Origin of the sequence: Roseibium sp. MMSF_3412 (assembly GCF_030733265.1) — a bacterium.
In the GTDB taxonomy this organism is placed as follows: domain Bacteria; phylum Pseudomonadota; class Alphaproteobacteria; order Rhizobiales; family Stappiaceae; genus Roseibium.
In genome coordinates this window covers 594509-620244 of sequence record NZ_JASHJI010000001.1, presented here as the reverse complement: position 1 = coordinate 620244, position 25736 = coordinate 594509, and the positions used below count along the sequence as shown (strand labels likewise).

Annotated in this window: 23 protein-coding genes and 1 tRNA gene; 14 read left to right on the top strand and 10 right to left on the bottom strand. The window is 59.5% G+C overall.

From position 1 onward, the window contains the following. Positions 1 to 125 precede the first annotated feature (125 nt). From RBB49_RS02785 to RBB49_RS02770, 4 genes are all read left to right on the top strand, one after another. Positions 126 to 1220 carry a polyamine ABC transporter substrate-binding protein gene (locus tag RBB49_RS02785; protein ID WP_306141134.1) on the top strand — a complete coding sequence of 365 codons (1095 nt, stop codon included), beginning with the start codon at positions 126 to 128 and terminating at the stop codon, positions 1218 to 1220. Between the two features lie 95 nt (positions 1221 to 1315). After that, a complete protein-coding gene (locus tag RBB49_RS02780; protein WP_306141355.1) occupies positions 1316 to 2458 on the top strand; it encodes an ABC transporter ATP-binding protein in 1143 nt (380 codons plus the stop codon). A gap of 9 nt (positions 2459 to 2467) precedes the next feature. Next, positions 2468 to 3397: an ABC transporter permease subunit gene (locus RBB49_RS02775; RefSeq protein WP_306141133.1), complete on the top strand. Its 930-nt coding sequence runs from the start codon at positions 2468 to 2470 to the stop codon at positions 3395 to 3397. Continuing rightward, complete coding sequence (locus RBB49_RS02770; protein ID WP_306141132.1) at positions 3394 to 4218, top strand: ABC transporter permease; 825 nt, start codon at positions 3394 to 3396, stop codon at positions 4216 to 4218. The genes RBB49_RS02775 and RBB49_RS02770 overlap by 4 nt, the downstream gene beginning before the upstream one ends. Positions 4219 to 4227: 9 nt before the next feature. On the opposite strand, the gene RBB49_RS02765 is transcribed toward RBB49_RS02770, so the two are convergent. Next, positions 4228 to 4473, bottom strand: coding sequence for a DUF6460 domain-containing protein (locus RBB49_RS02765; RefSeq protein ID WP_306141131.1), 246 nt, complete (start codon positions 4471 to 4473; stop codon positions 4228 to 4230). A 379-nt stretch (positions 4474 to 4852) separates the two neighbouring features. Here RBB49_RS02765 and RBB49_RS02760 point away from each other — a divergent pair, with 379 nt between their 5' ends. Continuing rightward, positions 4853 to 5548: a CoA transferase subunit A gene (locus RBB49_RS02760; RefSeq protein WP_306141130.1), complete on the top strand. Its 696-nt coding sequence runs from the start codon at positions 4853 to 4855 to the stop codon at positions 5546 to 5548. Positions 5549 to 5560: 12 nt separating this feature from the next. Then, positions 5561 to 6187: a CoA transferase subunit B gene (locus RBB49_RS02755; protein WP_306141129.1), complete on the top strand. Its 627-nt coding sequence runs from the start codon at positions 5561 to 5563 to the stop codon at positions 6185 to 6187. 108 nt (positions 6188 to 6295) lie between these two features. Here RBB49_RS02755 and ftsH read toward each other — a convergent pair whose 3' ends face one another. The 4 genes from ftsH to RBB49_RS02735 all read right to left on the bottom strand — a co-directional run bounded on the left by ftsH (position 6296) and on the right by RBB49_RS02735 (position 16314). Next, on the bottom strand, positions 6296 to 8122 hold the full coding sequence (gene ftsH, locus RBB49_RS02750) for an ATP-dependent zinc metalloprotease FtsH (RefSeq protein WP_306141127.1): 1827 nt from the start codon (positions 8120 to 8122) through the stop codon (positions 6296 to 6298). 89 nt (positions 8123 to 8211) lie between these two features. Beyond that, positions 8212 to 9897 (bottom strand): iron ABC transporter permease, encoded by a 1686-nt coding sequence (locus RBB49_RS02745; RefSeq protein WP_306141126.1) that lies wholly within the window; start codon positions 9895 to 9897, stop codon positions 8212 to 8214. Positions 9898 to 10007: 110 nt separating this feature from the next. Then, positions 10008 to 11051: a Fe(3+) ABC transporter substrate-binding protein gene (locus tag RBB49_RS02740; protein WP_306141125.1), complete on the bottom strand. Its 1044-nt coding sequence runs from the start codon at positions 11049 to 11051 to the stop codon at positions 10008 to 10010. 352 nt (positions 11052 to 11403) lie between these two features. Continuing rightward, positions 11404 to 16314: an ATP-binding protein gene (locus RBB49_RS02735; RefSeq protein WP_306141124.1), complete on the bottom strand. Its 4911-nt coding sequence runs from the start codon at positions 16312 to 16314 to the stop codon at positions 11404 to 11406. Between the two features lie 257 nt (positions 16315 to 16571). Here RBB49_RS02735 and RBB49_RS02730 point away from each other — a divergent pair, with 257 nt between their 5' ends. The 3 genes from RBB49_RS02730 to RBB49_RS02720 all read left to right on the top strand — a co-directional run bounded on the left by RBB49_RS02730 (position 16572) and on the right by RBB49_RS02720 (position 18048). Further along, entirely contained in the window at positions 16572 to 16958 is a 387-nt protein-coding gene (locus RBB49_RS02730; RefSeq protein WP_306141123.1) for a phasin, read from the top strand. Positions 16959 to 17273: 315 nt separating this feature from the next. Then, positions 17274 to 17795 carry a phasin gene (locus tag RBB49_RS02725; RefSeq protein WP_306141122.1) on the top strand — a complete coding sequence of 174 codons (522 nt, stop codon included), beginning with the start codon at positions 17274 to 17276 and terminating at the stop codon, positions 17793 to 17795. Between the two features lie 176 nt (positions 17796 to 17971). Further along, positions 17972 to 18048: transfer RNA gene (locus RBB49_RS02720), tRNA-His, on the top strand. Positions 18049 to 18218: 170 nt separating this feature from the next. On the opposite strand, the gene RBB49_RS02715 is transcribed toward RBB49_RS02720, so the two are convergent. Then, positions 18219 to 18440 carry a hypothetical protein gene (locus RBB49_RS02715; RefSeq protein WP_306141121.1) on the bottom strand — a complete coding sequence of 74 codons (222 nt, stop codon included), beginning with the start codon at positions 18438 to 18440 and terminating at the stop codon, positions 18219 to 18221. Positions 18441 to 18600: 160 nt separating this feature from the next. Here RBB49_RS02715 and RBB49_RS02710 point away from each other — a divergent pair, with 160 nt between their 5' ends. Continuing rightward, positions 18601 to 19083 carry a hypothetical protein gene (locus RBB49_RS02710; RefSeq protein ID WP_306141120.1) on the top strand — a complete coding sequence of 161 codons (483 nt, stop codon included), beginning with the start codon at positions 18601 to 18603 and terminating at the stop codon, positions 19081 to 19083. 56 nt (positions 19084 to 19139) lie between these two features. Here RBB49_RS02710 and RBB49_RS02705 read toward each other — a convergent pair whose 3' ends face one another. The 3 genes from RBB49_RS02705 to RBB49_RS02695 form a co-directional block, all read right to left on the bottom strand. Then, complete coding sequence (locus RBB49_RS02705) at positions 19140 to 19445, bottom strand: GNAT family N-acetyltransferase (protein ID WP_306141119.1); 306 nt, start codon at positions 19443 to 19445, stop codon at positions 19140 to 19142. A 409-nt stretch (positions 19446 to 19854) separates the two neighbouring features. Beyond that, positions 19855 to 20559, bottom strand: a complete 705-nt coding sequence (locus RBB49_RS02700; protein WP_306141118.1) for a pirin family protein — start codon at positions 20557 to 20559, stop codon at positions 19855 to 19857. A 125-nt stretch (positions 20560 to 20684) separates the two neighbouring features. Next, positions 20685 to 21251 (bottom strand): DUF3291 domain-containing protein, encoded by a 567-nt coding sequence (locus RBB49_RS02695; RefSeq protein WP_306141116.1) that lies wholly within the window; start codon positions 21249 to 21251, stop codon positions 20685 to 20687. 180 nt (positions 21252 to 21431) lie between these two features. On the opposite strand from RBB49_RS02695, the gene RBB49_RS02690 reads away from it, so the two are divergent. The 3 genes from RBB49_RS02690 to RBB49_RS02680 all read left to right on the top strand — a co-directional run bounded on the left by RBB49_RS02690 (position 21432) and on the right by RBB49_RS02680 (position 23498). Continuing rightward, positions 21432 to 22259, top strand: coding sequence for a sulfite exporter TauE/SafE family protein (locus tag RBB49_RS02690; protein ID WP_306141115.1), 828 nt, complete (start codon positions 21432 to 21434; stop codon positions 22257 to 22259). Between the two features lie 224 nt (positions 22260 to 22483). Next, on the top strand, positions 22484 to 23185 hold the full coding sequence (locus RBB49_RS02685) for an AzlC family ABC transporter permease (protein WP_306141114.1): 702 nt from the start codon (positions 22484 to 22486) through the stop codon (positions 23183 to 23185). Then, positions 23178 to 23498 (top strand): AzlD family protein, encoded by a 321-nt coding sequence (locus tag RBB49_RS02680; protein WP_306141113.1) that lies wholly within the window; start codon positions 23178 to 23180, stop codon positions 23496 to 23498. Before RBB49_RS02685 ends, RBB49_RS02680 begins: the two co-directional genes overlap by 8 nt. A gap of 52 nt (positions 23499 to 23550) precedes the next feature. Here the strand turns inward: RBB49_RS02680 and RBB49_RS02675 are convergent, their stop codons facing one another. Continuing rightward, entirely contained in the window at positions 23551 to 25089 is a 1539-nt protein-coding gene (locus RBB49_RS02675) for a bifunctional aminoglycoside phosphotransferase/ATP-binding protein (protein ID WP_306141112.1), read from the bottom strand. A gap of 124 nt (positions 25090 to 25213) precedes the next feature. Here RBB49_RS02675 and RBB49_RS02670 point away from each other — a divergent pair, with 124 nt between their 5' ends. After that, complete coding sequence (locus tag RBB49_RS02670; protein WP_306141111.1) at positions 25214 to 25594, top strand: hypothetical protein; 381 nt, start codon at positions 25214 to 25216, stop codon at positions 25592 to 25594. Positions 25595 to 25736: the final 142 nt, after the last annotated feature.

Genomic DNA, 25736 nt, shown 5'->3' with positions numbered 1-25736 from the left:
CTGGACAAACAACCGGCGCGTCGCCAATGTTCGAACGAGAACAATAAACGAAACGGAAATGTCCGTTTACAATCAGGAACAAGGCCGAAAACGGCCAACGCTGAAACTCTGAAGGGGAGTTCTAAATGACTGTGAAGACTTTGTTGACCGGGGTCGCAGCCCTCAGCCTCTTGAGCGGCATCGCCAACGCCCAGGACCGGACCGTGAATGTCTATAACTGGTCCGATTATATTGATGAATCGATCCTGGAAGACTTTACCAAGGAGACCGGCATCAAGGTCGTCTATGACGTCTTTGACAGCAACGAGGTCCTGGAAACCAAGCTTCTGGCTGGTGGCACCGGCTATGACGTCGTCGTTCCGACCGGCACGTTCCTTTCTCGCCAGATCCAGGCCGGCGCTTTCACGGAACTCGACAAGTCCAAGCTGTCCAACCTGTCGAACATGTGGAAGGACATCGAAGAGCGTGTTGAAAAATACGACCCCGGCAATGCCTATTCCATCAACTACATGTGGGGTACCACAGGTATCGGCTACAATGTCGAAAAGGTGAAGGAAGCCCTCGGCGAAGACGCGCCTGTCGACAGCTGGGACCTTCTGTTCAAGCCGGAGAACATTGAAAAGCTGAAAGAGTGCGGCGTCTTCATGCTGGACGCGCCGACCGAAATGATCCCGGCCGCGCTGAACTATCTCGGTCTCGATCCGGACAGCAAGGACCGCGGCGAGATCGAGCAGGCGGGTGAGCTTCTCAAGTCAATTCGCCCGAGCATCCAGAAGTATCATTCTTCCGAATATATCAACGCCCTTGCCAACGGTGACATCTGCGTTGCTGTCGGCTGGTCCGGTGATGTTCTGCAGGCACGCGACCGCGCAGCGGAAGCCGACAATGGTGTGACCGTGGAATACGTCATTCCGAAGGAAGGCGCACAGATGTGGTTCGACCAGATGGCGATCCCCGCCGATGCGCCGAACATGGAAGAGGCACACGAGTTCCTCAACTACATCATGCGGCCCGACGTCATGGCAAAGGCCTCCAACTACGTCTACTACGCCAACGGCAACGAGGCGTCCAAGGAGCTCCTGAACGAGGACGTGATCGGCGATACGGCGATCTACCCGGACGAGGAAACGGTGAGCAACCTTTACACCACCACCCCTTATCCGCCGAAGGTGCAACGGATCGTGACCCGCACCTGGACATCGGTGAAAAGCGGTCAGTAACGTGACGAATGGAAACCAGGCCCCACCAACCGGGCCTGGTTTTTTGTTTTGTTGACGTCTCTTAGGGGTGAGGGATTGCCGTGGCGAAAAAATCGATGGGACCGGTGCGCAGGGAGTTCAGTCCGTGGGAGAGCCCGGATCATCCGCCCTTCATCGAGTTTCGGAACGTCTCCAAGATGTTCGGTGACTTCACGGCCGTAAACAACCTGTCCCTCAAGATCTACGAAAAGGAATTTTTTGCGCTTCTCGGTGGCTCCGGCTGCGGCAAGACCACGCTTATGCGCATGCTGGCCGGTTTCGAGACACCGACGTCCGGGCAGATCTTTCTGGACGGCCAGGACTTGGCCGGCATTCCGCCCTACCGGCGTCCCTCCAACATGATGTTCCAGTCCTACGCACTGTTTCCGCACATGAATGTGGAGAAGAACATCGCCTTCGGACTGAAGCAGGACAACATGCCGGCACAGGAAATCGAGGCCCGCGTTGCCGAGATGCTGCGCCTGACCAAGCTGGAACAGTTCGCCAAGCGCAAGCCGCATCAGCTCTCAGGCGGCCAGAGGCAGCGCGTCGCACTCGCAAGATCGCTGGCAAAGCGCCCGAAAGTCCTGTTGCTCGATGAGCCCCTCGGCGCGCTCGACAGGAAACTGCGTGAAGAGACCCAGTTCGAGCTGATGGCGCTGCAGGAAGACCTGAAGATGACCTTCCTGATCGTGACGCACGATCAGGAAGAGGCCATGACGGTTGCGGACCGCATCGCGGTCATGGACAAGGGCGAACTGGTCCAGGTCGCAACGCCGGCGGAGATCTACGAAGCGCCGAATTCGAAATATGTCGCGGACTTCATCGGCGATATCAATCTGATCGAGGCCAGGGTCGCGGAAAAGGCCGGGTCGCTCACGAAGCTGGTGTCCGTCGTGGACGGATTTGCCATCGAGTGCGACCAGGAAACGGAGGCCAATGTCGGCGACACGGTCTGGTTTGCGATCCGTCCGGAGAAGGTCCGCATCGCGCATGGAGAAGCGGAACCGGGTGCCGTCAATCGGATTGGCGGCATTGTCTGGGACATTGCCTATCTCGGAGACGTGTCGATCATCCATGCCAAGGTCGGTGAGGATGATCACGATACGATCCGGGCAACCTTCGCGAATATTTCCCGGATGGTGGAGAACCCGATCAATTGGGACGACAAGGTCGTCCTGACCTTCGACCGGGACGCCGGTGTGATCCTGACACGATAGGAGGGCAGAATGGCAGAGAACAACGTCGCTGCTCCGGTCAAACGAAGCCTGGGAGGACGGCTGTTGATCGCCGTTCCTTACTTCTGGCTGTTTCTGTTTTTCCTGGCACCCTTCCTGATCGTTGTGAAGATTTCGCTGTCCCAGACGGCGATCGCGATACCGCCCTACGTGCCGACCTTCGATCTGTCGGAAGGATGGCAGGCCTTTTCGGAGAGCTTTGCCGAGTTTTCGTTTGAGAACTATGTCTGGCTGACCGAGGACGCGCTCTACTGGAAGTCCTATCTCTCGTCGGTCTCCATCGCCGCCGTCTCAACCTTCCTGACGCTTCTGATCGGGTATCCGATCGCATACGGAATGGCGCGCAGTCCCCAGTCCTGGCGGCCGACGCTCCTGATGCTGGTGATCCTGCCTTTCTGGACCAGCTTCCTGATCCGCGTCTACGCCTGGATCGGTATCCTGAAGAACGAAGGCCTGCTGAACCAGTTGCTCCTGTCTCTTGGCCTGATCAGCGAGCCACTGGTGATCCTCAACACCAATGCGGCAGTCTATGTCGGGATCGTCTATTCCTACCTGCCGTTCCTCGTGCTGCCGCTTTATGCGAGCCTGGAAAGGCTCGACGGAACCCTGCTTGAAGCCGCCGAGGATCTTGGCTGCCCGGCCTGGAAAGCCTTCTGGAAAATCACCGTGCCGCTCTCGCTCCCGGGCATCATCGCCGGCTGCTTCCTCGTGTTCATTCCCGCAGTCGGAGAGTTCGTTATTCCGGATCTTCTCGGCGGCTCGAACACGCTCATGATCGGCAAGACGCTCTGGGTCGAATTCTTCAACAACCGGGACTGGCCGGTCTCCTCGGCGGTTGCGGTGATCCTGCTGCTGATCCTCGTCATCCCGATCGTGCTGTTCCAGAACCAGCAACAGAAAATGTCGGAGAAAGACGGATGACGCGCGGTCCGACCTGGTTCAACATCACCTCGCTGGTCGTCGGCTTTTCGTTCCTGTACCTGCCGATCGTTCTCCTGGTGATTTATTCGTTCAACGAGAGCCGGCTGGTCACGGTCTGGGGCGGGTTTTCCACCAAATGGTACGCCTCGCTGCTCCAGAACGATCAGCTGCTCGATGCTGCCTGGGTGACGCTGCGCGTCGCCTTCACATCGGCGACGATCGCGACCGTGCTTGGCACGCTGGCAGCCCTGGTCCTGGTCCGCTCCGGCCGGTTCATCGGACGCTCGCTGTTTTCCGGCATGATCTTCGCGCCGCTTGTCATGCCCGAAGTCATTCTGGGTCTGTCGCTGCTGCTCCTGTTCGTGGCCATGGACACCGCACGTGGTTTCTGGACCGTGATGCTGGCGCACACGACCTTTGCCATGTGCTACGTCGCCGTCGTTGTCCAGTCCCGCCTTGTCGGCTTCGACAAGTCTGTCGAAGAGGCGGCCGAAGATCTCGGATGCCCGCCGGTCAAGACCTTCTTCCTGATCACGCTGCCGATCATCCTGCCGGGCGTTATCGCGGGCTGGATGCTGGCCTTCACACTGTCGCTGGATGATCTGGTGATCGCAAGTTTCACCACCGGACCGGGAGCAACGACGCTGCCGATGAAGATCTATTCCCAGGTGCGTCTCGGGGTTACCCCGGAAATCAATGCCGTCTGCACCATTCTCGTGGGTTTGGTGACCATCGGCGTGATCGCGGCGTCACTGGTCACGAAACGCCAGCAGATCCAGCGTGAACGCGATGAAAGGGCGGCCTTTGGTGCGGATAACTGATGCGGGCGGTCAACCGGCGCGCGGCGGGCGGATCAGGTAAAGCACCAGCCAGACGGGAACCACGATGAAAGCGCCGAGGATCATGTTCGGGACCGCCCAGTCCTTGAACTCGATCATGTAGATCCACAGTTCCAGCGGGCTGAGGCCGACGGAACCCAGAATATCCTCCGCCGAGACATTGACAAAGGACAACCCTGCGCCCACGAGCAGGGAAAACACTGCGATCCTGAAAAGTGTTGACCAGAATGGATACACGGCGCCTGGGGTCTCTCGGTGCTCATTCGATAGCGAAATGGCGAAACGCACCGGTTCACTGCGTCCCGCGTCGGTGCCGTGATTTTTCATCTTAAGACTTTAAAAACCATGAACGCGGCTCAAAACGGTCAAATGGGCTGACCCGTCGCAGCTTCTCCTTGTGCGCTGCAACGCGGTTGAAACGCAGGAGAATGCGATCCGCCGGCATCGTTCTTGTCTGCAGAATGAACCCCGGCAGCTCAGAAAAGAGAAGGAAAAGTGTGCTGTTTGCGCGTGCCTCTCCTTTTTCGCTGCAATGCGGCAAAGATCTCTTGACCGGGAAGTACCGAGCGGCGAATGTGCGCGTCACGCACCATGCGGTCTCAACTGGGAGTGAAACATGAACAAAATATATCCGGACGCAAAGGCCGCCCTGGACGGGCTGACCTTTGACGGCATGACTGTGATGGCCGGCGGATTTGGCCTGTGCGGCATTCCGGAGAACTTGATCATTGCGCTCAGGGAGTCGGGCGCGAAGGACATCACCGCTATTTCCAATAATGCGGGCGTCGATGACTTCGGCCTCGGCCTTCTTCTGCAGACGCGGCAGATCAAGAAGATGGTCTCGTCCTATGTGGGCGAAAACGCGACCTTCGAAAAGCAGTACCTGAACGGCGAACTAGAGCTGGAATTCAACCCGCAGGGCACGCTTGCGGAGAGAATTCGCGCAGGCGGTGCCGGTATTCCGGGTTTCTACACCAAGACCGGTGTCGGCACGCTGATCGCCGAAGGCAAGGAACACAAGGATTTCGATGGCGAAACCTACATCATGGAAACCGGCCTTTTGGCCGACGTGTCGCTGGTGAAGGCCTGGAAGGCCGACAAGGAAGGCAACCTGATCTACCGGAAGACCGCGCGGAACTTCAATCCGATGATGGCGACCGCCGGCAAGGTCTGTGTGGTCGAGGTCGAGGAGATTGTCGAGATCGGTGAACTCGATGCCGACAACATCCACACCGCCGGCATTTTCGTCGACCGCATCATTGTCGGCGATCACGAAAAACGCATTGAAAAGCGCACGACGCGCGCAGCCTGAGGAGGAAACATCATGGCCTGGACTCGTGATGACATGGCAAAGCGCGCTGCGCAGGAACTTGAAGACGGGTTTTACGTGAACCTTGGCATCGGCATTCCGACGCTGGTGTCGAACTACATTCCGGAAGGCGTGCACGTGACGCTCCAGTCGGAAAACGGCATGCTCGGCATGGGCCCGTTCCCGACGGATGACGAAGTCGACGCCGACCTGATCAACGCCGGCAAACAGACGATCACCGAACTGCCGCAGACGAGCTATTTCTCCTCTGCCGACAGTTTCGGCATGATCCGGGGCGGTCACATTGATCTGTCCATTCTGGGCGCCATGGAAGTGGCCGAAACCGGCGATCTCGCCAACTGGATGATCCCGGGCAAGATGGTCAAGGGCATGGGCGGTGCCATGGATCTCGTCGCCGGCGTGAAGCGGGTGGTCGTGATCATGGACCACACATCGAAAGCGGGCGATCCGAAGCTTCTGAAAGAATGCTCGCTTCCGCTGACAGGCGTGAAATGCGTTGATCGCATCATCACCAACTACGGTGTTTTTGATGTCGTCGAAGGTGGCCTGAAGGTTGTCGAACTGGCACCGGAAGTGAGCCTGGACGAGGTCAGGGAAAAGACCCAGGCAACGATCGTCTGACGGCCACCAGACTGGTCCGTTAAATCGCCATTGGAAAAAGACAAAACGCCCTCAACTGAGTTGAGGGCGTTTTTCGTGCTCGTTCTTAAGAATGCTTCGCAGACCGCGCTATTCCGCAGCCTCGCTCTCACGGCGCTCGGCGATCGGGCGGATTGCCGGAAAGTCCGTGTCGGTCAGCGTTTCCTTCGACAGCAGGAGGCCGGCCCCTTCATCAAGTTCCTGCCGGTGTTCATTCAGGAGTTCCTTGGCCCGTGCAAAAGCGGTTTCGACGCGCGCCTTGATCGCCAGGTCGATTTCGCGCTGGGTGTCGGGGGAGACTTCCGCGACATCGCCTGCCGGCTGGCTCAGGAAATTCTGGCGCTGAGTGGCATAGGCGCGATTGCCGAGATTGGTTTCCATGCCGTAGCGCATGACCATGTCCCGGGCGACTTCCGTCACCTTCTGCAGGTCGTCGGAGGCCCCGGTCGAGATCTCGCCAAAGACGATCTCTTCTGCCGCCCGTCCGCCCATGAGGACAGCCATTCTGTTTTCCAGATCCTGCGTCGACAGAAGGAAGCGATCTTCCGTCGGCCGCTGCATCGTATAACCGAGTGCGCCGATGCCGCGCGGGATGATCGAGATCTTGTGGACCGGGTCGCATCCTTCCAGGTTGGCTGCGACAAGCGCATGGCCCATCTCATGGAAAGCAACCGTATTGCGCTCCTTGTCCGATAGAATGCGGCTGCGCTTTTCAAGGCCGGCAACCACACGTTCCACTGCTTCGTTGAAGTCCTGGAGCGTGACCGCGTCGGCCTGCCGGCGTGTTGCCAGAAGCGCCGCCTCGTTGACGAGCGTCGCCAGATCCGCTCCGGAAAACCCGGCCGTGAGCTGGGCAATCTGGTCAAGGTCGGTCGCGGGGTCGAGCTTGATCTTCTTGATGTGAACCTCGAGGATCGCCAGACGCCCCGACTTGTCCGGCCGGTCCACAAGCACCTGCCGGTCGAACCGGCCCGCGCGCAACAGGGCAGGGTCGAGGATCTCCGGTCGGTTGGTTGCCGCCAGCAGGATGATGCCGCTGGACGGATCGAACCCGTCGAGTTCGGTCAGCAACTGGTTGAGCGTCTGTTCCTTTTCGTCATTCGTCCCCATCGGACCGCTTGAGCGCGCGCGGCCGAGCGCGTCCAGTTCATCGATGAAGATGATCGCCGGAGCGGACTTGCGTGCCTGCTCGAAAAGATCGCGGACGCGGGCAGCGCCGACGCCGACGAACATTTCCACGAATTCCGAACCCGATATGGAAAAGAACGGCACCGCAGCTTCGCCGGCGACGGCCCGGGCCAGGAGCGTCTTGCCGGTTCCCGGAGGTCCGACCAGAAGGATGCCTTTAGGCACATGTGCGCCGAGCCGGCCATAGGATTTCGGATCCTTGAGGAAGTCGACGACTTCCTTCAATTCACGCTTGGCTTCATCGACACCGGCGACATTGTCGAAGCGAACATCGACGTCGGTCTCCACATAGACCTTTGCCTTGGACTTGCCGACGGTCATCATGCCGCCGATGCCCTGTTTCTCCGCAATGCGCCGGATGAAGAACATCCAGAGGCCGAAGAAAAGCAGGACCGGCAGCACCCAGGACAGGAGGTCACGGACGAAGGTGCTCTGGACAACACCCGTGAATTTCACGTCGTATTTGGTCAGTTCCTCGGCGAGCGGGATTTCGACACGCGTCGTCACGAAATACTGTTTGCCGTCTTTCAGAGGCTCCTTGAATTTGCCCTCAATGGTGTTTTCGCGGATCGAAATCTCTTCGATCTTCTTGTCTTTCAGGTAGGTCTCGAACTGGCTGTAGGGGATCGCCTCTACGGTCTTGTAGGTCGTCCACCAGCTCTGGAACATGAGTACGAGCATCATGGCGATGAAGGCGTACCAGAGATTGATCTGATGTTTCTTTTCCATTCGAGACCCTGTTCCCAAAAGCATTGCGGCCGATGCCGCCATTGGGACGATTTGGCCTCAACCTGTCAAGGTGCAGAGGAGCACCGGCGTCAGGAGGCGGCTTGTGTCCGCTGCGACATCTTCGTGCGGAACGACGCCGCGCTCGACCGGGCCAGGTAGATTACGGGAATCAGGCCGACCAGGACAATGGCGAGGGATGGCAAGGCGGCTTCCTCGAAGGCCTCGCGCGAGGCCGCCTCGAAAACGGTCGTTGCCAGCGTTTCGAAATTGAACGGGCGCAGCAGGATCGTCGCGGGCAATTCCTTCATGCAATCGACGAAGCTCAACAGTGCCGCCGAAAGCAGGATTGGCTTCAATAGCGGAATATGAACCTGCGTGAGGGTTTGCCCAGTATTGCGCCCGAGGGTCCTCGCCGCCATGTCCAGGTGCGGTGTGATCCGCCCGAAGCCGCTCTCGACCTGTCCGTAGGAAACAGCCAGAAAGCGCACAACGTAGGCGTAGACGAGACCTGTGCCACTGCCGAGCAGGAGCAGACCGGTCTTGATGCCGAAGGTCTCGCGCATCCAGGCGTCCAGTGCGTTGTCGAATGTTGCAAGGGGGATCAGGATGCCGATCGCAAGCACGGTTCCGGGAATGGCGTAGCCGACCGAAGCCAGCCTGACGGCCGCTTTCAGCGGGCCCTTGTTGTTGATCCGCAAGGCATAGGCGAGGGCAACAGAAATGACGACGGTGAGAAACGAGGCGATAGCGGCAAGGCTGAAACTGTTCCAGACCGTTTCCAGGAAACCGGGGGTCAGAAGGGTGTCGAGGCGCCTGCTGGCACGGTCCGCTAGCAGCAGTCCGGGGATGACGAACCCGAAGAGGATCGGGAGAAAGCAGACGAGCAGTACCAGGCCTGCCTTGAAACCTTTCAGGGAAAAGCGTGTCGGCGCCCGCTGCTTTGAACTGCTGCCGGCGTCGAAACGTTGCCTGTTCCGCCCAAGTCGCTCCAGCCAGATCAGCAACAGCACCATCAGGAGCATGGCAAGGGCGAGCTGTGCCGCGCCACTCAGGCTGGACCTGTTCAGCCACACATCATAAACGGAAAAGGTCAGCGTTCTCACGCCGAAAAAGGTGACTGCACCGATGTCGTTGAGGCATTCCATGAGCGCAAGCGACACGCCGATGGCGATTGCCGGACGAGCAAGGGGAAGCGCAATCCTGAAGAAAAGGCCGTAGGGCGACGCCCCGAGCGTTCGCGACACATCCAGCATCGACGCCGACTGGATCAGGAAGCTCGCCCGCGCCGTCAGATAGACGTAAGGGTAGAGCACCGCGCTCATCACGAAGACAGCGCCTCCCAGCGACCTGATTTCCGGGAACCAGTACTCGCGTGAGGTTTTGAACCCGAAAACGGATCGGATCAGGCTCTGGACCGGTCCGGTGTAATCGAGGATCTCGATATAGGCAAAGGCGACGATGTAGGTTGGCACCGCCAGCGGAACCAGAAGCGCCCAATCGAGGATTCTGCGGCCCGGAAACTCGCACATGGTCACGATCCAGGCTGTTCCGACCCCGACGGCTGCGGTAATGACGCCCACGCCGACCATCAGCGACAGCGTTGTTTGAAGCGAACTGGGGAGGACGGTGCGCAGCAACTGGCCCCAAAGATCACCCGTCGGACTGAGCGCGATCCAGACGATGGCGGCAATCGGCAGCAACACAAGACCCGTGATCGCGATCGCAGCGATCTGCCATAAACGGTCGGTCAGGGTAAGCGAAGGAGTGCGCAGCAAGAATAATCTGTTTCTTCGTTGTGGCTCGCGGAAAGCTCTAGCGGGAATTTGCCGGGAATGCAAAAAGCGCCGCAAGTTGCGGCGCTTCTGGCATTATCTTGTCGACGAGGTCAGGAGGCAGGTCCGTTGTCGAAACCGACCTTGTCAACGATCTCGCTTGCGGTCTTGCGGTTCTTGGCGATGTCGGCAAGGGAGAGGTCATCCGGGTTCAGTTCACCCCAGCCCTGGACCCGCTCGGAAACCTCGACGCCGGGCGTAACCGGATATTCGAAGTTGGTTTCTGCATAGATCTTCTGGGCATTGGCGGACGACAGGAACTCGATCAGCTTGACCGCATTGTCCTTGTTCGGCGCATTTTTAGCCAGAACGATACCGGCCAGGTTGACATGCGTTCCGCGCTCGTCGGCGTTCGGAAAGAGAATACGCACGGATTCGGCCCATTCCTTCTGTTCCGGCTCTTTGTCGTTGGTTTCCATCTTACCCATGTAGTAGGTGTTGCCGATGGAAATGTCGCACTCGCCGGCGTAGATCGCCTTCACCTGCGCCCGGTCGTTTCCAGCCGGCTTGCGCGCCAGGTTGTCACGTACGCCTGCAAGCCATTCCTCGGTCTTCTCCGCACCGTGATGGGCAACCATGGAAGCGATCAGGCCGATCGTGTAGACGTGCTGCCCGGAACGGGTGCAGATGCGGCCCTTCCATTTCGGGTCGGCAAGTTCTTCATAGGTGATACTCTCCTGGTCGACCCGGTCCTTGGATGCATAGATGATGCGGGCGCGGTTGGTCAGGCCGATCCAGTGGCCTTCCGGGTCCCGGAACTGTGCGGGGATGTTCTCGTTGACCACACCCGAGTCGACGGGCTGCGTGATGCCGAGCTGCTTGGCGCCGTCCAGGCGTCCGATGTCGACGGTCAAGAGAACGTCGGCGGGAGAGTTGTCGCCCTCGGCCGCGATCCGTTCGCCGAGACCCTTGGACGCAAAGATCACGTTCGGCTTGATACCGGTTTCAGCCGTGAAGGCATCCAGCAGCGGCTGGATCAGAAAAGGCTGACGGTAGGAGTAGATATTGACCTCGTCCGCGGCACTTGCCGGCGCAGCGGCAAAGGTGACGGTGGTCATGGCCAGGACGCCGGTCAGGGCGCGAAGGGTGGAACGCATAGAACTCTCCCAGAGATCCGGTTGGTATGCCGCCCCGGCTGAAGCGCCGTGGCGATTGGCGGGGAATATGTCGCCAGGTCGCAAAGAAGTCAATAAATATAATAAAATCAATATTTTAGAATGATTCAAAACTAACTGGAGTTTTTGTCTCCACTATAACGTTCAAAATGAAAGGGAAAACAGGAGTTTAAGGCTCTACTTTTAATTAGCGGCATCTGCCCGCACATGTGCGCCGGCCTGTTCACGAAAACGTGAACGAAGCGGTTTTTCCGTTCCATCGAAGGGGGACCATGCGGAGAAAACGTTTCCTGCGCCGCAATTTGCACCAGGTGCGCATCAGCTCCGGTCGGTTTTACTCCGACAGGACCCGTTGCGTCGGGAAGATGATCTCCACAAGCGTTCCCTGATCGGGTGTTGAATCGATGTGGAAACTCGCGCGGTTCGCTTCGACCAGTGCCTTGGTCAGCGGCAGTCCGAGACCCGTGCCGCCGCCACGGCTGGACGTGTGCAGCTGCCGGAACGGTTCAAGCGCCGCACCGAGCTGTTTTGCGGTCATGCCGGTCCCCGTATCGCGAACACGCAGGGCAACCTCGCCGTTGCTTTCAAGCGCGGTCGACAGGATCACCTGGCCGCCGGACTTGTTGTACTTGATGCCGTTCGACAAAAGATTCAGCACGATCTGCCGGAGCGACCTCTGGTCGGCAACCACTTCCGGCACGGAGTCCGGAAGACTGGCCCGGATGATGACCCGCTCCCGGTTGGCCTGCGGCTGCATCAGGGCGACACACTCGTTGATCACGTCGTTGGTCGAGACGGCCGTGAACTTCAGATCGAGCTTTCCCGCCTCGATTTTGGAAAGATCCAGAAGGTCGTTGACCAGGCTCATGATATGCGAGCCGGATGTGCGGATATCCTTCAGGTAGTCCTTGTACCTGTCGTTGCCGATCGACCCGAAACGCTCTTCCATCATGACTTCCGAAAAGCCGATGATCGCATTCAGCGGGGTGCGGATCTCGTGGCTGATCTTGGCCAGGAAATCCGATTTCTGGGAACTTGCGTTCTCTGCCTGCCGCTTGGCCTGTGTCAGTTCCTCTTCGGCCGTCTTCCATTGCGTGATGTCGCGCAGGACGGCGCAGTACTTGGGATCGTCGTCGCGGCTGGTAATCCGGCCCATCGTCATGAACAGCGGAATGAGCCCGCCGGCCGGAACCTGACCGAGAACTTCCCGGCCGTCGTTGAGGATGCTGGCAACTCCGTTGCGCGACAGGCCGTCGAGATAGTCCATGGCAGCGCGGTTGCTTTCCGGAGCCAGGTACTGCGTGAACGGAGCGCCGATCATGTCGGCGCGGTTGGCACTGAACAGCGCCTCGGCGGAACCGTTCACCTTCACGATCGTGCCGTGCTGATCGAGCACGAGCACACCGTCCGTGGCGGTTTCCAGGATCGTGTCCATTTCGGCGATCTGGTCTTGCGCATTGTCGAGCTCGGAGCGCACCTCGGCGAAGAAATTGGGCGAGGTCGGCGCCGCGGTCCCCGGTGTCTGTTTTGTCTCCCGCTTGCTGATGGAGATCATCAGGCCACGGGTGCCGTTCCACGGAACGGAATGCATGTGGGCATCCACGGTGAGCACACCGCCATCGGCGAGACGCATCTTCATGGCTTCATCGACTTCGCCGTCAACGCCGACGGCGTCGGCAAACTCGTCGGTATCGTCAATAAAGAGGGCTTCAAGTCCGCCCGCCTCCGATAGCGCCGCGATCGATGTATACCCAAGCATCGAGAGGAGCGCCTTGTTGGCATACAGGACTTCGCGGTCATGAACGATCGCAATTCCGATCGGCAACCGGTCGAGCAGGCTGGGATCGATGGGGCCGGCTTCCGGGACCTCCGGCGGGAGATCGTCAGCTATTTCTTCTTCTTCCGGGTCCGGTGCCTCGAAATCTTCAAGGTCGCCTTCGAGGCGCGCACCAAGCGCTTCCGCGATTTTGCGGAAAGCCTGGCGCTCCGGGCGCGACAGGCCGGACGTGTCGACCGGGACAACGCGTGGCCGCGCAGTTGCGAGGGGAATCACTTCGCCCGTCTTGCGGCCAGGCTCCGCGTCTTCGGGAACTGAGCCTTCTGCTTCAGCAGCGCGTTCTTCATGTTCGAAAGCAGCTGTTTCCTCGAAAAACTCGCGCTCCTCGTCGAGGGCAGGGTCTTCATCGGTTTCCGGGAGCAGATCGGCGCTGGGCTGATCGGTGCCGTCGTCTTCGTCGTCTGTGGGCTTCGACACTGCGTCTTCGACATCATCACCCGTATCCGCGCCCGACGGGATGTCCTGCACGTCGTCCTGATGGGCTGCCGTGATGTCTTTGCTGGATGAAGCAGCGTCATCGTCTTCGAGACCTGCTTCTTCCCGATGATCCATTTCCGGTGCGTCTGCCATCGATGCGGCTTCCGCCTCGCTCGAGGCTTCAGCGCCAGCATCTTCTTCAAACAGGTCCGGCGCTCTTGGCTCCGGCGCCTTGTAGGATTTGGCGAGCGTCTTCACCGCGCTTTCGATCTCCGCCGGTCTCAGTGGCGCCGATCCGGCAATGCCGACCGGTTCCGGGACCTGGGCCTCATCGGCATCAGCGTTGGTATCTGCAACGGACACGTCCTCATCGGGCAGGCTTTCACTGTCAGCCGAAGCCGCAACTTCCGCCGGGCTGTGCCCGGTCTCGGTCTCGGTCTCGTTCTCGTTCTCGAAGACCGCATCCTCTTCGGCCGGTTCACGCTCCGTCTCGCCTGTGTCCGGTACCTCATCCTCTGCCGCAGGGTCGGCAACGCCCCCGGGACCGTCGTCGGTCTCTTCTGTCACCTGGGCCTGATCTGCCATCTCGGTGTCGGAAGGCTCGCTGAGATCTTCGGACGGCACGTCTTCCTCAAGACCGGCATCGAGAGCAGCCGCGGCGCTCTTCAGGTCTTCCGAAAGACTGACGTCTTCTGCGGGGATATCGTCCTGGTCATTGGAAGCGGCGGCGGGAGTCGGCGCCTTCTTGCCCTTGAACCTGGCAAGCGACCCGACAAGCGCCGCGGCGCTTGCACCAAGAAATGTTTTGCCGGAGAGCGAATCCGGTTTTGCGGGCTTCAGGTCTTCCGCGTTTTGTGCCGCTTCTTCCGCATCGGCGGCAATGTCCTCTGAACGTTCTTCCGATGCAGGGTTTGGCAAAGACGCGGCAATATCGGCGGTGTCTGTGCCTGTGTCTGTGTCTGCCGGCTCGCCGGGTTCTTCCGCCTCGACATCGTCCGCTGTGCCCGGGTCTTCCGTGTCGCCGATGTCGTCCGGGCTGGGCGATGCGTCCTCGTTTCTCGCATCTGCGGTTTCGGTGACACCGGGGTCTTCATCCGCAGTTGCATCGTCCACAGCCGCATCGGGCGATGCGACCGGATCTTCCTGGCTGCTGTCTGCCACCGGCTGACCTTCGTGAGCGTCGGCCTCCGCCTCCGCCTCTAGGTTGGTGGCCTCAGCCTCCATGGCGTCGTGCTGATTGTCTTCGAGGTCTTCGTCGGGGCCGACATCTTCTCCGGTCCCGGCCCCGACATGGCTGTCTTCAGCCTCGACGGATTGTTCAGGCGTGTCCGCTTCCGGATCGACATCTTCCTGTGGCGCAGCATCTTCTTCAGGTGCCGTGGTTTCAGGCGCTTGCACGGGCGAGGGGATGAACCCGCTCGGGTCCTGGACGGCATCGGATGTCCGGCAGACACCAAACCCCCGGTAGCCTTCGAATTTCCGGTTACGGTCGAAAGCGGGCAATGCGGCCAGGTCGACGGGAACGCGGAGTGCGGCTCCTGTTACCGGCCATGCAACCGTCTTGCCGCTCCAGGTATCGCGCCTGTCCAGCGCCCTTGAGATGTTGTCGCGCGGATCGAGACCGAACTCGTCGGACACCTCTTCCCACGTGCAGCCGACAATGTCGGTGGCGTCGGGGCCGAGTACTTCAGCAAATTCGTCGGAGAGAAAGGTGAAGCGCTGGTCGACATCCATCTTCCACGCAAACCGGACCGGCCGGCGCCTGGGCTGGAAAACGAACGTGTCCTCGGAACCGTCGCCGGTCTGCTCTGCTTCGGCAGGCGTCGCATCGTCGGCCATCGCGCTTTCCAGCGCGTCGTCGCCATCCGTATCCGGCTGACCTTCGTCCGCCGCATGGAACGTATCTGCTTCTGTTTCGGCAGGTATGTCAGCTTCCGTTTCTTCGGTTGCCTCTGATGCGGCCCCCTCGTGTTCCGCCTCAGCCTCAGCCTCTGCGTCAGTCTCGTCAAGCGTATCTTCGAGATCCGGGTCCTGTTGCTGTTCTTCCTCCGCAGTCGCTTCGTTGCCTTCGGTGACGGGCCGGACTTCCTCCTCACCGAACGGCTCGCCCGCATCGGCACCAGTTGCCGCCTGTGGCATGTTTCCAGCTTCTGCGATGTCAGGCGTTTCTTCGATATGTTGGGACGCATCGTCCATCGGTGCTGCATCCCGATCGGCAGATTCGGTTTCGCCGTCGTCCGCCGGTTCCCCCTGTTCGTCAGCGGCAAATGTGCTGGCGGCTGCGGCGGCAACCGTAAGGGCGGCAACATCTCCCGCCGTAATGCCCTCATCGACGGGAAGCTCGGCGTCGTCTTCAACCGGCTCTTCGTGCGGGTCGTCACTCAGCACATAGATGCGCGGTCCGGCCGGGATCTGGAGCATCCCGCCGTCATGACTTTGGTCGTTCAGTTCAAAATCGCCGATCAGAACCTTCTGGCCCTCGGGAAGAGGGACGGTCTCCGGCGTGCCGTTCAACCCGCCATAGGTCTCTTCTGTTGCGCCGTCTGAAACGAGGAAAACGGTCGCCCCGTTTGAGCGCAAGAGATGGGCAAAGGCGGGGATTGGCTCCTTGGTGAGCGCCAGCCCCTTGTCGCTGCACACGATCAGGGCCGCGGTCTCTCCATTGCCGAGATCGACCCGCTTGCACTGGCAGGTCAGCAGCATGACCCTCAGGCCGCGATAGAACCGGAGCCTGTCGATGCTGAACCGGTCGGTCAGGCCCGATGCGGCGATACGCGCGATATGCGGGCGTGCGGGCGAACGCTCCAGAGCCGTCAGCGCATAAATATCGGCGACGGTCTGCGCGGAGAAAAAGGCGGCACCGGCGGCATTCGACCACAGGATCCTCGCACCATCGGACGACCACAGCCACGCCGCCCGCTTGTCGGCGGCGAGCTGGACCAGATCATTCATGGCACACAGTTCCAGGAACGATTGGGTCTGACTGTCCATGGTGTTGCTCCGATGGTCGGCGATACCGAATTTTGGCGAGGCTATGTCGAATTTGCCTGCGTGATTAAACACTCTGTTAATACAAGCAAAGCTTAGCGTCGTCCACGTAAAGCAAGTTTGCTAAAGGACTTACATGAAGGCGTGGTTAATCTGTCTCCATTTGTTTGCCGGATTGCCATCTGCATGTTACGAATTTTTGGCAAGGATATTACTGAGAAGATGCGGGCCGGCCCGTCCGTCATCCGAGGAGCGCTGACATGAGCACTGACAAGACCGGTTTTGAAGTCCCCGAGCAAATGCGCGAATTCGCGGAAAAAAGCGTCGACCAGGCGCGCAAGGCCTTTGACGATTTCATGGGTGCCACGCACAAGGCTGTCACCAATGTCGAAGACAGTGCCAACGCCGTGCAGGCGAATGCTGCCGACGTCAACAAGAAGGCGCTGACTTACGCGGAAGAGCATGTCAACGCGGCGTTCAAGTTCGCGCAGGAACTGGTCAAGGCCGACAATGTCGAGGACATGATGAAGCTGCAGCAGACCTATCTGCGCGGCCAGATGGAAGCCCTTGGCGAGCAGGCGCGTGAATTTTCCAACTCGGCCACCAAGGCCGTTCAGGATGCAGCGAAGGCCGCCCAGAAGAAATAGGCGCCTGCCCGAGGCCGTGGCTGGTTCAATGAAGGCTCCGCACCGATCCGGATGCGGAGCAGGGTGCCATATGGTTCCGGGAGCACTGGCCGGCGTGAGCGATTTGAGTTCCGGTCGGGAGCTCATTGCCACGATCGCCTCCCAAACATCAGTCGGACCCAACGGAAGTTTTATTGTGCAGTGCAAAAAAATATTGCAATGCAGCAAAAGATGCACTATGTAGGGTCTGCGGATGACGACAGGGTCCGCCGGCGACACGACCCGGTGGATGGAATTTGCACCAGTGATCGCATCCGGACATAAGGAGATGAGATCATGACAGAATCAACGACTGCAAAAGCTGCCCCGAAATCACGCGCTACCAAGGCCAAGGCCGCTCCGGCTGCTGCACCGGCTTTCCCGGACTTCGAAGCTTTTGCGATGCCGAAAATGGAAGTTCCCGCTGCATTCCGCGAAGCCACTGAAAAAGGCATCGAGAGCGCACGCGAAGCATACGCCAAGGTCAAGAACGCTGCTGAAGACGCGACCGACCTGATGGAAGACACGTTCGAAACCTCCCGCCAGGGCGTTGTCGAATTCAACCACAAGGCTGTCGACGCAGCGAAAACCAACGCTGATGCGACCTTCAACTTCATCAAGGACATCATGTCCGTAAAGACCCTTGCTGAAGCCATCGAACTTCAGTCCACTTTCGCACGCCAGCAGTTCGACGCTCTGAGCGCGCAGACCAAGGAAATGCAGGAACTGGCTACCAAGCTCGGCACCGACGTTTCCGCTCCGGTCAAGGAAGCCATGGAAAAATCCTTCAAGGACCTGAAGGTCAACGGATCAGGTTGAGCTGCACTTCAGTTGCGGCAGGGTAATCGGCCCGGGGTTCTGCCCCGGGCTTTTGCTTTTCAACAGCACCGTTTTTTCCGAAAATTCACGCTTGCCTGCAATGGGAAACGGAGTTAGAAGACGCCCTTGCAAATGGCGCCCCGGGCGGGTATCGTCCGCGCCAATTCAAGACCTTTGCAGACGTAGCTCAGTTGGTTAGAGCGTCGGATTGTGGCTCCGAAGGTCGGTGGTTCGAATCCACTCGTCTGTACCATTCCCAAAAATGTCCACCATTGTTAGATGAGATCCTGTGCGTTCGCCGTGCGGGCTGATTTGCCGTGGGCGATCTGCGCCTTCCGTGTCCGCCACGCTTGCTCTCACCCGTTTCGCAGTTGCGCAAGGCAGTCTGTGAAGGCGATCGTTCGGCTCTCTCAGTCCCCGCTGTCACGCCCTCCGGAACGCGCGGAAGAAAATCACGATGCCGAGGATGATGAGGAAGAACCCGGTTGCAAGGATGAAGAGTGGTGCCGCCGGGCCGTAGTCGGCCACGATGAGTTCGAATTTCTCATTGCCCATTTGCATCAGGGCAGAAGCGGCGAAAACGCAGACGATTGAAAGGACGATGTTTGACAGTCTCATGGTCAGCGAACCCGTTTGTGGAGTCATGGGGCGTTCTAGCAGCCAAGCGTTTGTTTCAGCTTAGTGTTCTCGTTAAAATTGCAGATATTGACAGAAGCACCGCCTGTTGCCCTCATGGGTCAAAGAGGGCAGCGTCGTTAAAGGCTGTTCAGCGCAAGGCCCTCGTTGTCGATCGAGGAAAAGCCGAATGACCACCGCACCGACCCTTGCCACCCGCCTGAAACGCCTGCCGGGGCAGTTGCTGCTGGCGCTGATCAACGCGACAGCCCTTCTCGTCATTGTCGCCTGTGTGCTGGTCATCGTCGTGCTCAACCGCGTTGATCAGGCGAGCGAACGGATTTCTGCAACGGTCACGGAAGCCGCGCTCTCAAAGCTGGAGATGACGCCGGCGGCGCTGAAGGAGCGATTGCAATCGGTCGACGGAAAGGTTGCCGCGCTTGTAGACCAGCTGGAAACGGCTGGTTCTCGGGATGACCGCGCCCTGACCCTGCAGGTCGCGGAACTGAACCGGACCCTGAACGACTTGAAGGCCGCGGCGCAGAACCTTGGTTCTGCAGGGCCCGACATAACGGAAGCCGCCTTCAGGCAGGCCGGAGAAACGCTCACCGAAACGATCCTGTCGGTCCGGGGCTGCACCGCGATGCAAACGGATGAAACACCCCGGAACTGACACGGAAAAGGGGCGAAGGCCGGATGCGGTGAGAACGCCCGGTGCCGGTCCAGTACCTATCCCTGGAAAACGTCCGACCATTCGGGATGTTTCTGACGCTGCGCATTCACATAAGGGCACAGGGGCACAATCCTGATCTTTTTTTCTCTCGCATCCGTGACGAGATGTTCCACCAGCGCCTTGCCGACACCCATGCCACGCATGGCATCGGGCACACCCGTGTGGTCCGCAATGATCAGGTGATCGTTGACGATGGAAAAGGTGAGTTCCGCGGGCTCTTCGATGCCGTCGACCAGCGCGACATAGCGCCCCTTGGCACCCTGGCGCTCAAGGGTGATGGATGGAGAAGTCGTTCCGGACATGGCTGCCTCCTGATGCGAGCCCCCGCTCGCATCTGTTACGGATGTCTTCCCCGATGCGGATCAGTTTGAAGCGCACATGGAAGGACGGTTATCCGTGAAATCGAACAGGACGTGTCAGGGAGGAGGAGGACCCCTCCCTGGCACCAGGTGATGGACCCATAAATGAGACAGAAATGGCATGCGAAATGGCGAAATCCCGTTAGGAAGGGTGTGTGGAGCGGGCTTTCTGCCCGGACGAGCACCCTGACGCCACGGGGTGAAGCCATTTTCATGTCCTTCGGATTTGACCGGCTTGCTCCTCCTCCGCGTTGCGAAAGGCTTGAAAATGCGCCACATTTCCTGCGCTTTCGCGCCTTGATTAGAAGCAAGCCGCCTCAAACCATTTCGGCCTCATTCATGAGACCATCACCTAGTCAGCCAGATCGAAAAGCAGAAATTCCGCGTTTTCCTGCGCGGCCAGATTGATCGTGCCGGCATCGAGAAGACCGAGCCCGTCACCGGCGGCAAGCGCCTGGCCGTCGACACTGATCTTGCCCTTGACGATCTGCAGCCAGACCTTTCGACCGGGTTGGACGTCGAAGGCAACGCTTTTGTCCGCGGACAGAAGAGATGCATAGAGATCCACATCCTGATGGATGACCACGGACCCCTCGCGCCCGTCGCGCGATCCGATCAGCCGGAGCGTGTCCTGGCGCTCGCTTTCCGGGAACGCTTTCTGCTCGTAACTTGGCGCGAGACCGTCGGCTTCCGGCACGATCCAGATCTGCAGAAAGTGAACGGGGTCCGCGGCCGAGTGGTTGTATTCGCTGTGGCGCACGCCGGTGCCGGCGCTCATGCGCTGAAGATCGCCCGGACGGATGACCGAGCCGGTCCCGAGCGAATCCTTGTGCTCCAGACCGCCGGAAACGACATAGGAGATGATCTCCATGTTCTGGTGCGGATGGGTCGGAAACCCGCCGGACGGCGCGACCCGGTCCTCGTTGATCACACGCAGGGCTCCGAAGCCGATATGGTTCGGATCGAAATAGGAGCCGAACGAAAAGGTGTGCTTGCTTTTCAGCCAGCCGAAATCGGCATCGCCGCGTGCATCCGAAGGACGTAAGATCTGGTTCATGTGTCAATCCTTTCCCAACTTTGGCACGGCCAAGCCGTGCGCTGTTGGGTCTAAGATTGTTATGAATCACCCATCAGACAATCGCCTGGAAATTTGACGATTAGTCATCGATTTTTGAACAATCGCTACTGAACGGATTTCGGCAGGTCCGCGCGCAGGCGATTGTGTTCCGCGATGGCGCGGGACCGGTCGGTGTCAACGGTAACCGGTTTGCCACCCGGGGAAAATGCAGCCTTGAACGTGAATGCCTCTGCGGTCGGTCCGTCATCGCCGAGAAGTTCCAGGCGCTCCACGGCCTCGTCCCAGTCCGGTTGATGCTCCTTGGGCACCCACCACAGGACATAGGGCGGATAATCGGCGGTATCGCTCTGAAAAAGGTGCCCGAGGCGCATGATGTCGGCATGGGCGCCGCGGTAGACGGCGGCCAGCGCGGATTCCAGGTCCTGCCAGAGCGAAATCGTCGACGGCGCCCATCCGTCGCCATTGTCGGTCCAGTATTTCGGGAAAACCTGTTCGCCCCAGATCTCCGTGCCGGGCTCGTCCTCGTATCCTGCCCGCGCGATGAAGCCGTCTGCGCGCTCCATCGCAGCCCAGATCACCGGTTCGCTGCTGAAGAATTCGTCGTTGACCGGATCGTCCGCGCGCGTCCGGAATTGCGCGAAGGTGTAAAGCGCGAGCCAGTGTTCGAACATGTCCCCTCCCGATCCCTCAGCGTTGCACACTGTCCGCAAACAGGGGGCACATCAAGCGCTTCTTTGCCCTTCGGAACCATTTGTTGCGCGATCCGGCTGGCAAAACCGGTCCCGCTTGCCTTAAAAGCAACGGGTTGCATGCCGGTGATCCGGTTCATCGGCTCTTGAAAGGACGTAAAGTTGGAAGATCTCAGCCTCGTTTCGCTTAGCCTGTTGGCGGTCTCTCTTCTGGCCACCGGTGTGGTGGCGGGCATCATCGCCGGACTGCTCGGCGTCGGCGGCGGCATCGTGATCGTTCCGGTGCTCTACTACATGTTCACCGCGCTGAAGATCGACCCGTCCGTCCTGATGCATGTTGCGGTTGGAACTTCGCTGGCGACAATCCTGGCAACCGGCGCGTCCTCCGCGCGGGCGCATTACAAGCGCGGCAGCGTCGACATGGAGCTTCTCAAGCGCTGGTGGTGGGCAATCGCGCTCGGCGTTCTGGCCGGTGCCACGCTTGCCGGCAATATCTCAGGCGGAGCCCTGACCCTGGTCTTCGGCATTGTCGCCCTTGCCGTTTCGGCGAACATGATCTTTCGAAAAGAAGGATCGCATCTTGCAGAAAAGCTGCCCGGATCGCCGTTCCGCGAGGTTCTCGGTTTCCTGATCGGCGGCATCTCGGTGATGATGGGCATCGGCGGCGGAACACTCGGCGTGCCGACGCTCACGCTGTTCAACTATCCGATCCGCAAGGCCGTCGGCACCGCGGCTGCAATCGGTCTGATCATCGCCGTTCCCGGAACCCTGCTGTCGATCTATTTCGGTTTCGATCTCGACGGCAGGCCGCCCTTGTCCCTCGGTTACGTCAACCTGATCGGCTTCCTTTTGATCATACCGGCCTCGACCCTGACGGCCCCGCTCGGTGCGCGGATCGCCCACGCGATCGATCCGTCGAAGCTGAAACTCGTTTTTGCGCTGTTCCTCGGCTTCACCGGACTGCGCATGATCTACGACGTTTTTTTCTGAAACCCTCTAGAGCGTAGCGGAACTGACCCGTTATCCCGCTGCGCTCTGCGCCTTGAAGAACCAGGCCGCTTTCGTCTAGTGAGTGCGTATCAGTCCAAAGAGATCTGGCCCTGGCAGAAACGTCCGTGATACTTGGATCAAAAGCTTTCATTGGTTCAAAATCGAAATTGCCGCGATAGTGCTCTGCCTCATTTGGGCTTGTTCCAAACGCGTCTTGGTCGGAAATGCTTGAAAAAAATGTCACCCTCAGCCTGAAGGGCTGCGTTCGGGGCGCTCTCATGTGTGTGCCGGTCTTCCCCGGCATCATCGTGTTTGGGGCCGTCTTCGGCACCGTCGCGGCGCAAAAGGGTCTGACCTTTCTTGAAACGATATTGATGAATTCGCTTGTCTATGCAGGGGCAAGCCAGTTCGTCGCCATGGAGATTTTCACCGAACCGCTGGATCACGGCACCCTGATTGCCATGATCGGGGTCACGGCTGCGGTGAACATGCGCATGCTTCTGATCGGGGCAAGTCTCCGGCCATGGCTCGGGCAACTGCCCGGCCATCAGACCTATCCGGCCCTGTTTTTCCTGACCGATCTCAACTGGCTGCTTACGCTGGCGCAATATGACAAGGGGGAGCGGGACTGGGGCATTTATCTCGGCAGCGGGCTGACCGTCTGGGCGGTGTGGTCCTTGTCTGTGATCCCGGGATATTTCGCCGGCAGCCTCATTTCCGATCCGAAAACCTTTGGACTGGACCTGGTTCTGCCCGCCTTTTTTGCAGCCCTGCTCGTGCCCCTGTGGAAGGGCAAACGGCAAACATACAGCTGGGCGATCGCCGGCGGGGTCGCGTGGGTGACCTGGGCGCTTTTCGGCGGCTACTGGGGCATCTTTACGGGTGCCTTCGCAGGTGCAATCGCGGGGGCTTATCTCGATGACTGAGGGCGCCTTTACCGCCGACACCATGGTGCTGTTCGCCATTCTCGGAATGGCGGCGGTCACCTATGCGCTTCGCGCTGGCGGCTATTGGGTGATGGGGCGCGTCAACGTCACGCCCAGGATACGGCGCGGGCTGGAAGCGCTGCCCGGCGCAATCATCGTGTCGACGATCCTGCCGATCATTTTGCAGGGCGGCCTTGTCGTGGGGCTGTGCATCATCGTTGCGGTCGCTGCCCAGCTCAGGATGAAGAAGGAATACATCGCCGTCTTCTGTGCCGCTGCCGCAGCCGCTGCGCTGCGCGCCGGCGGAATCTGATCGCGGTGGTGCTAGTCGCTGAAACAATGAGGCGAATTTCAATTTCACCGCATTAGGGAAGCTCCTCGCGCGCAAATTCGGCGGTCTGTTCAGGACTTTGGGACGCGTCGATTTTCACCCAGGTCATATCGCCGATGTCGTAACCCAGTTGCGTATCGACCACGGCGGTGGTCGCGTCGGATGCATCGCCGGAGCGATGGGAAACGCGGTCCTTCAGCGTGTCGCCAGGTGCGGTCAGCCAAAGTCCGGTGAAGCCCGCCTCCACGCTGCCTGCAATCTTCCGGATCTTGTCGCGCTCGTTTTCCGATGCGAAGACTGCATCGAAGATCGCGGAATGTCCCGCTGCAAGAACGGTCTGGATGGCGTGGTCGATTTCAGCGTAGACGCGGTTTGACGCTTCCTTCGTATAGGCGTCTTTGGGCGCTGGCTCGTGCTCGGGTATGTTGAGCAACCGCTTGCGCATGACATCCGTCCTGAGAACGCGTGCGCCAGGCGCGCGTCCGATGTCGGGCGCCAGTTCGTAGGCAAGGGTCGTCTTGCCGGTTCCAGACAACCCGCCGATGGCAACGAGGTCCGGGCGGGATGGCTCCAGAAACGACTGGGCGAAACCGAAATAGGTCCGGGCGAGGCTTTTTTGCGTGTCGCGCTGTGCGGGATCGCTCTGGGCCAGGGCGGCGCTCGCCGCAATTTTCGAGCGGATCGCAGCCCGCATCATCAGGTAGAACGGCAGTGCGGCAAGGCCTTCGGCATGCGTGTCAAGCCGGCTCAGGTCCAGGTAGCGGTTGAAGACGCGGTTCGCCGATCTGGATTGTCCGCGCTCCCATAGATCCATGAGCAGGAAGGCAAGATCATAAAGAACATCGCCTGTTGCGATCGCGTCTGAAAACTCGACCGCATCAAAGAGAACCGGTTCGTTGTCGATCAGGACGATATTGCGCAAATGCGCATCGCCGTGGCAACGGCGCACGAGGCCCATCTCTCCGCGCTTCTCGATGAGTTCTCGAAGCGAATCGAGCACGTGTCTGGACCGTTCGGTGAGGTGGCGCACCTCTTCAATGGGAAAAAGATCGGGATGCTCGTGAAAGGCGGCATCGTTCTGTTCGACATAGCTTGTCAGTTCGTCAAAAAAAACCAACCCCGATCGCTCGGACGCAGCTTCGTGCGCCGCGACCATCATCCTTGCAAGCTGGTCGGAAAGCGCATCGGAAAACCGCGCCTTGCCGGCAAGAATGTCCAGTTCACCCTGGCGCTTGAAGCGGTTCATCACGACAACCCACTCCAGCGTTTCACCGGTACCGTCAAGCGCAAGGCGTCCGTCCGCTGCGCGCGTGACGGGAACGGCTTCCCGGTAAATCCGGGGCGCGTTCGGCTTGTTGAAGGTGATTTCCGCCTTGCAGGCCTCTTCGCGCAACGCCAGCGTCGAGTAGTCGAGGAACGGATACCTGACCGCGCGTTTGATCTTGTAGGCCATGTCGCCGATCAGAAAGATCACGTTGGCATGGGTGTCTATCCGTTCGAAGCCCGGGGTGTTCGGGGCGTCCGATGCCATGCCCTCGAAGAAATGAAACACACTGTTTTGCGATTGATCCATGGTCGGTCCTGTCACGAGGCTTGGCGACTTTGCCCCAAGCAATGCTCTGGCGGTTTGATTCTTCTCAATGTGCACAAAGGGGAATTGGCAAGAATGGGCCCGAAGTTCTTTACAGGAGGAATCGATGACTGACTATCCGGCGCTGAAAAAGATCAGGCTGAATCTGGCAAGAACCCGCGACTTTCCTCAAGGGTCCGCAAGGCACGGATACGAGTTTACGGCACCGCTTGACGAAACGGGTCACATCGATGCGGCGCTTTGGAAAAAGGAGCGCGATCACTGCCGCGTGCGCCGCTTCTGGGGTGCCGAGGAAGAGGAGATCGGACATCTGATCCATCGCCCCGGCGGGTCCTGGGCATTCCACTACGACATTGACGGTGACGACGACGACGAAGCCGGCTACCGCTTCGGCGCACATGCCTTCAACCCCGGCGAATATGTCTCCATCAAGGACGAGGACGGCGACATGCACACCTTCCAGGTCGTCACGGTTTTGCCAGTCTGATAGCCGAGCGACCGACGGCCATTCCTTCCGTCCGGCCGTCTCTCCCTCCGTGCGTCATTGCAGGGCTTGACCCTGCAATCCATGCCGATCGATCTCCACTCGGGAAACCTGTCGAGCGGCAGCGTCACGGCATGGATGCCAT

What these genes read in the sequence shown, in the direction of transcription:
- RBB49_RS02785 (WP_306141134.1), top strand. Translation starts at nt 126, where the DNA reads ATGACTGTGAAGACTTTGTTGACCGGGGTCGCAGCCCTCAGCCTCTTG.
- RBB49_RS02780 (WP_306141355.1), top strand. Translation starts at nt 1,316, where the DNA reads ATGGGACCGGTGCGCAGGGAGTTCAGTCCGTGGGAGAGCCCGGATCAT.
- RBB49_RS02775 (WP_306141133.1), top strand. Translation starts at nt 2,468, where the DNA reads ATGGCAGAGAACAACGTCGCTGCTCCGGTCAAACGAAGCCTGGGAGGA.
- RBB49_RS02770 (WP_306141132.1), top strand. Translation starts at nt 3,394, where the DNA reads ATGACGCGCGGTCCGACCTGGTTCAACATCACCTCGCTGGTCGTCGGC.
- RBB49_RS02760 (WP_306141130.1), top strand. Translation starts at nt 4,853, where the DNA reads ATGAACAAAATATATCCGGACGCAAAGGCCGCCCTGGACGGGCTGACC.
- RBB49_RS02755 (WP_306141129.1), top strand. Translation starts at nt 5,561, where the DNA reads ATGGCCTGGACTCGTGATGACATGGCAAAGCGCGCTGCGCAGGAACTT.
- ftsH (WP_306141127.1), bottom strand. Translation starts at nt 8,122, where the DNA reads ATGGAAAAGAAACATCAGATCAATCTCTGGTACGCCTTCATCGCCATG.
- RBB49_RS02740 (WP_306141125.1), bottom strand. Translation starts at nt 11,051, where the DNA reads ATGCGTTCCACCCTTCGCGCCCTGACCGGCGTCCTGGCCATGACCACC.
- RBB49_RS02735 (WP_306141124.1), bottom strand. Translation starts at nt 16,314, where the DNA reads ATGGACAGTCAGACCCAATCGTTCCTGGAACTGTGTGCCATGAATGAT.
- RBB49_RS02730 (WP_306141123.1), top strand. Translation starts at nt 16,572, where the DNA reads ATGAGCACTGACAAGACCGGTTTTGAAGTCCCCGAGCAAATGCGCGAA.
- RBB49_RS02725 (WP_306141122.1), top strand. Translation starts at nt 17,274, where the DNA reads ATGACAGAATCAACGACTGCAAAAGCTGCCCCGAAATCACGCGCTACC.
- RBB49_RS02715 (WP_306141121.1), bottom strand. Translation starts at nt 18,440, where the DNA reads ATGACTCCACAAACGGGTTCGCTGACCATGAGACTGTCAAACATCGTC.
- RBB49_RS02710 (WP_306141120.1), top strand. Translation starts at nt 18,601, where the DNA reads ATGACCACCGCACCGACCCTTGCCACCCGCCTGAAACGCCTGCCGGGG.
- RBB49_RS02705 (WP_306141119.1), bottom strand. Translation starts at nt 19,445, where the DNA reads ATGTCCGGAACGACTTCTCCATCCATCACCCTTGAGCGCCAGGGTGCC.
- RBB49_RS02700 (WP_306141118.1), bottom strand. Translation starts at nt 20,559, where the DNA reads ATGAACCAGATCTTACGTCCTTCGGATGCACGCGGCGATGCCGATTTC.
- RBB49_RS02695 (WP_306141116.1), bottom strand. Translation starts at nt 21,251, where the DNA reads ATGTTCGAACACTGGCTCGCGCTTTACACCTTCGCGCAATTCCGGACG.
- RBB49_RS02685 (WP_306141114.1), top strand. Translation starts at nt 22,484, where the DNA reads ATGCTTGAAAAAAATGTCACCCTCAGCCTGAAGGGCTGCGTTCGGGGC.
- RBB49_RS02680 (WP_306141113.1), top strand. Translation starts at nt 23,178, where the DNA reads ATGACTGAGGGCGCCTTTACCGCCGACACCATGGTGCTGTTCGCCATT.
- RBB49_RS02675 (WP_306141112.1), bottom strand. Translation starts at nt 25,089, where the DNA reads ATGGATCAATCGCAAAACAGTGTGTTTCATTTCTTCGAGGGCATGGCA.
- RBB49_RS02670 (WP_306141111.1), top strand. Translation starts at nt 25,214, where the DNA reads ATGACTGACTATCCGGCGCTGAAAAAGATCAGGCTGAATCTGGCAAGA.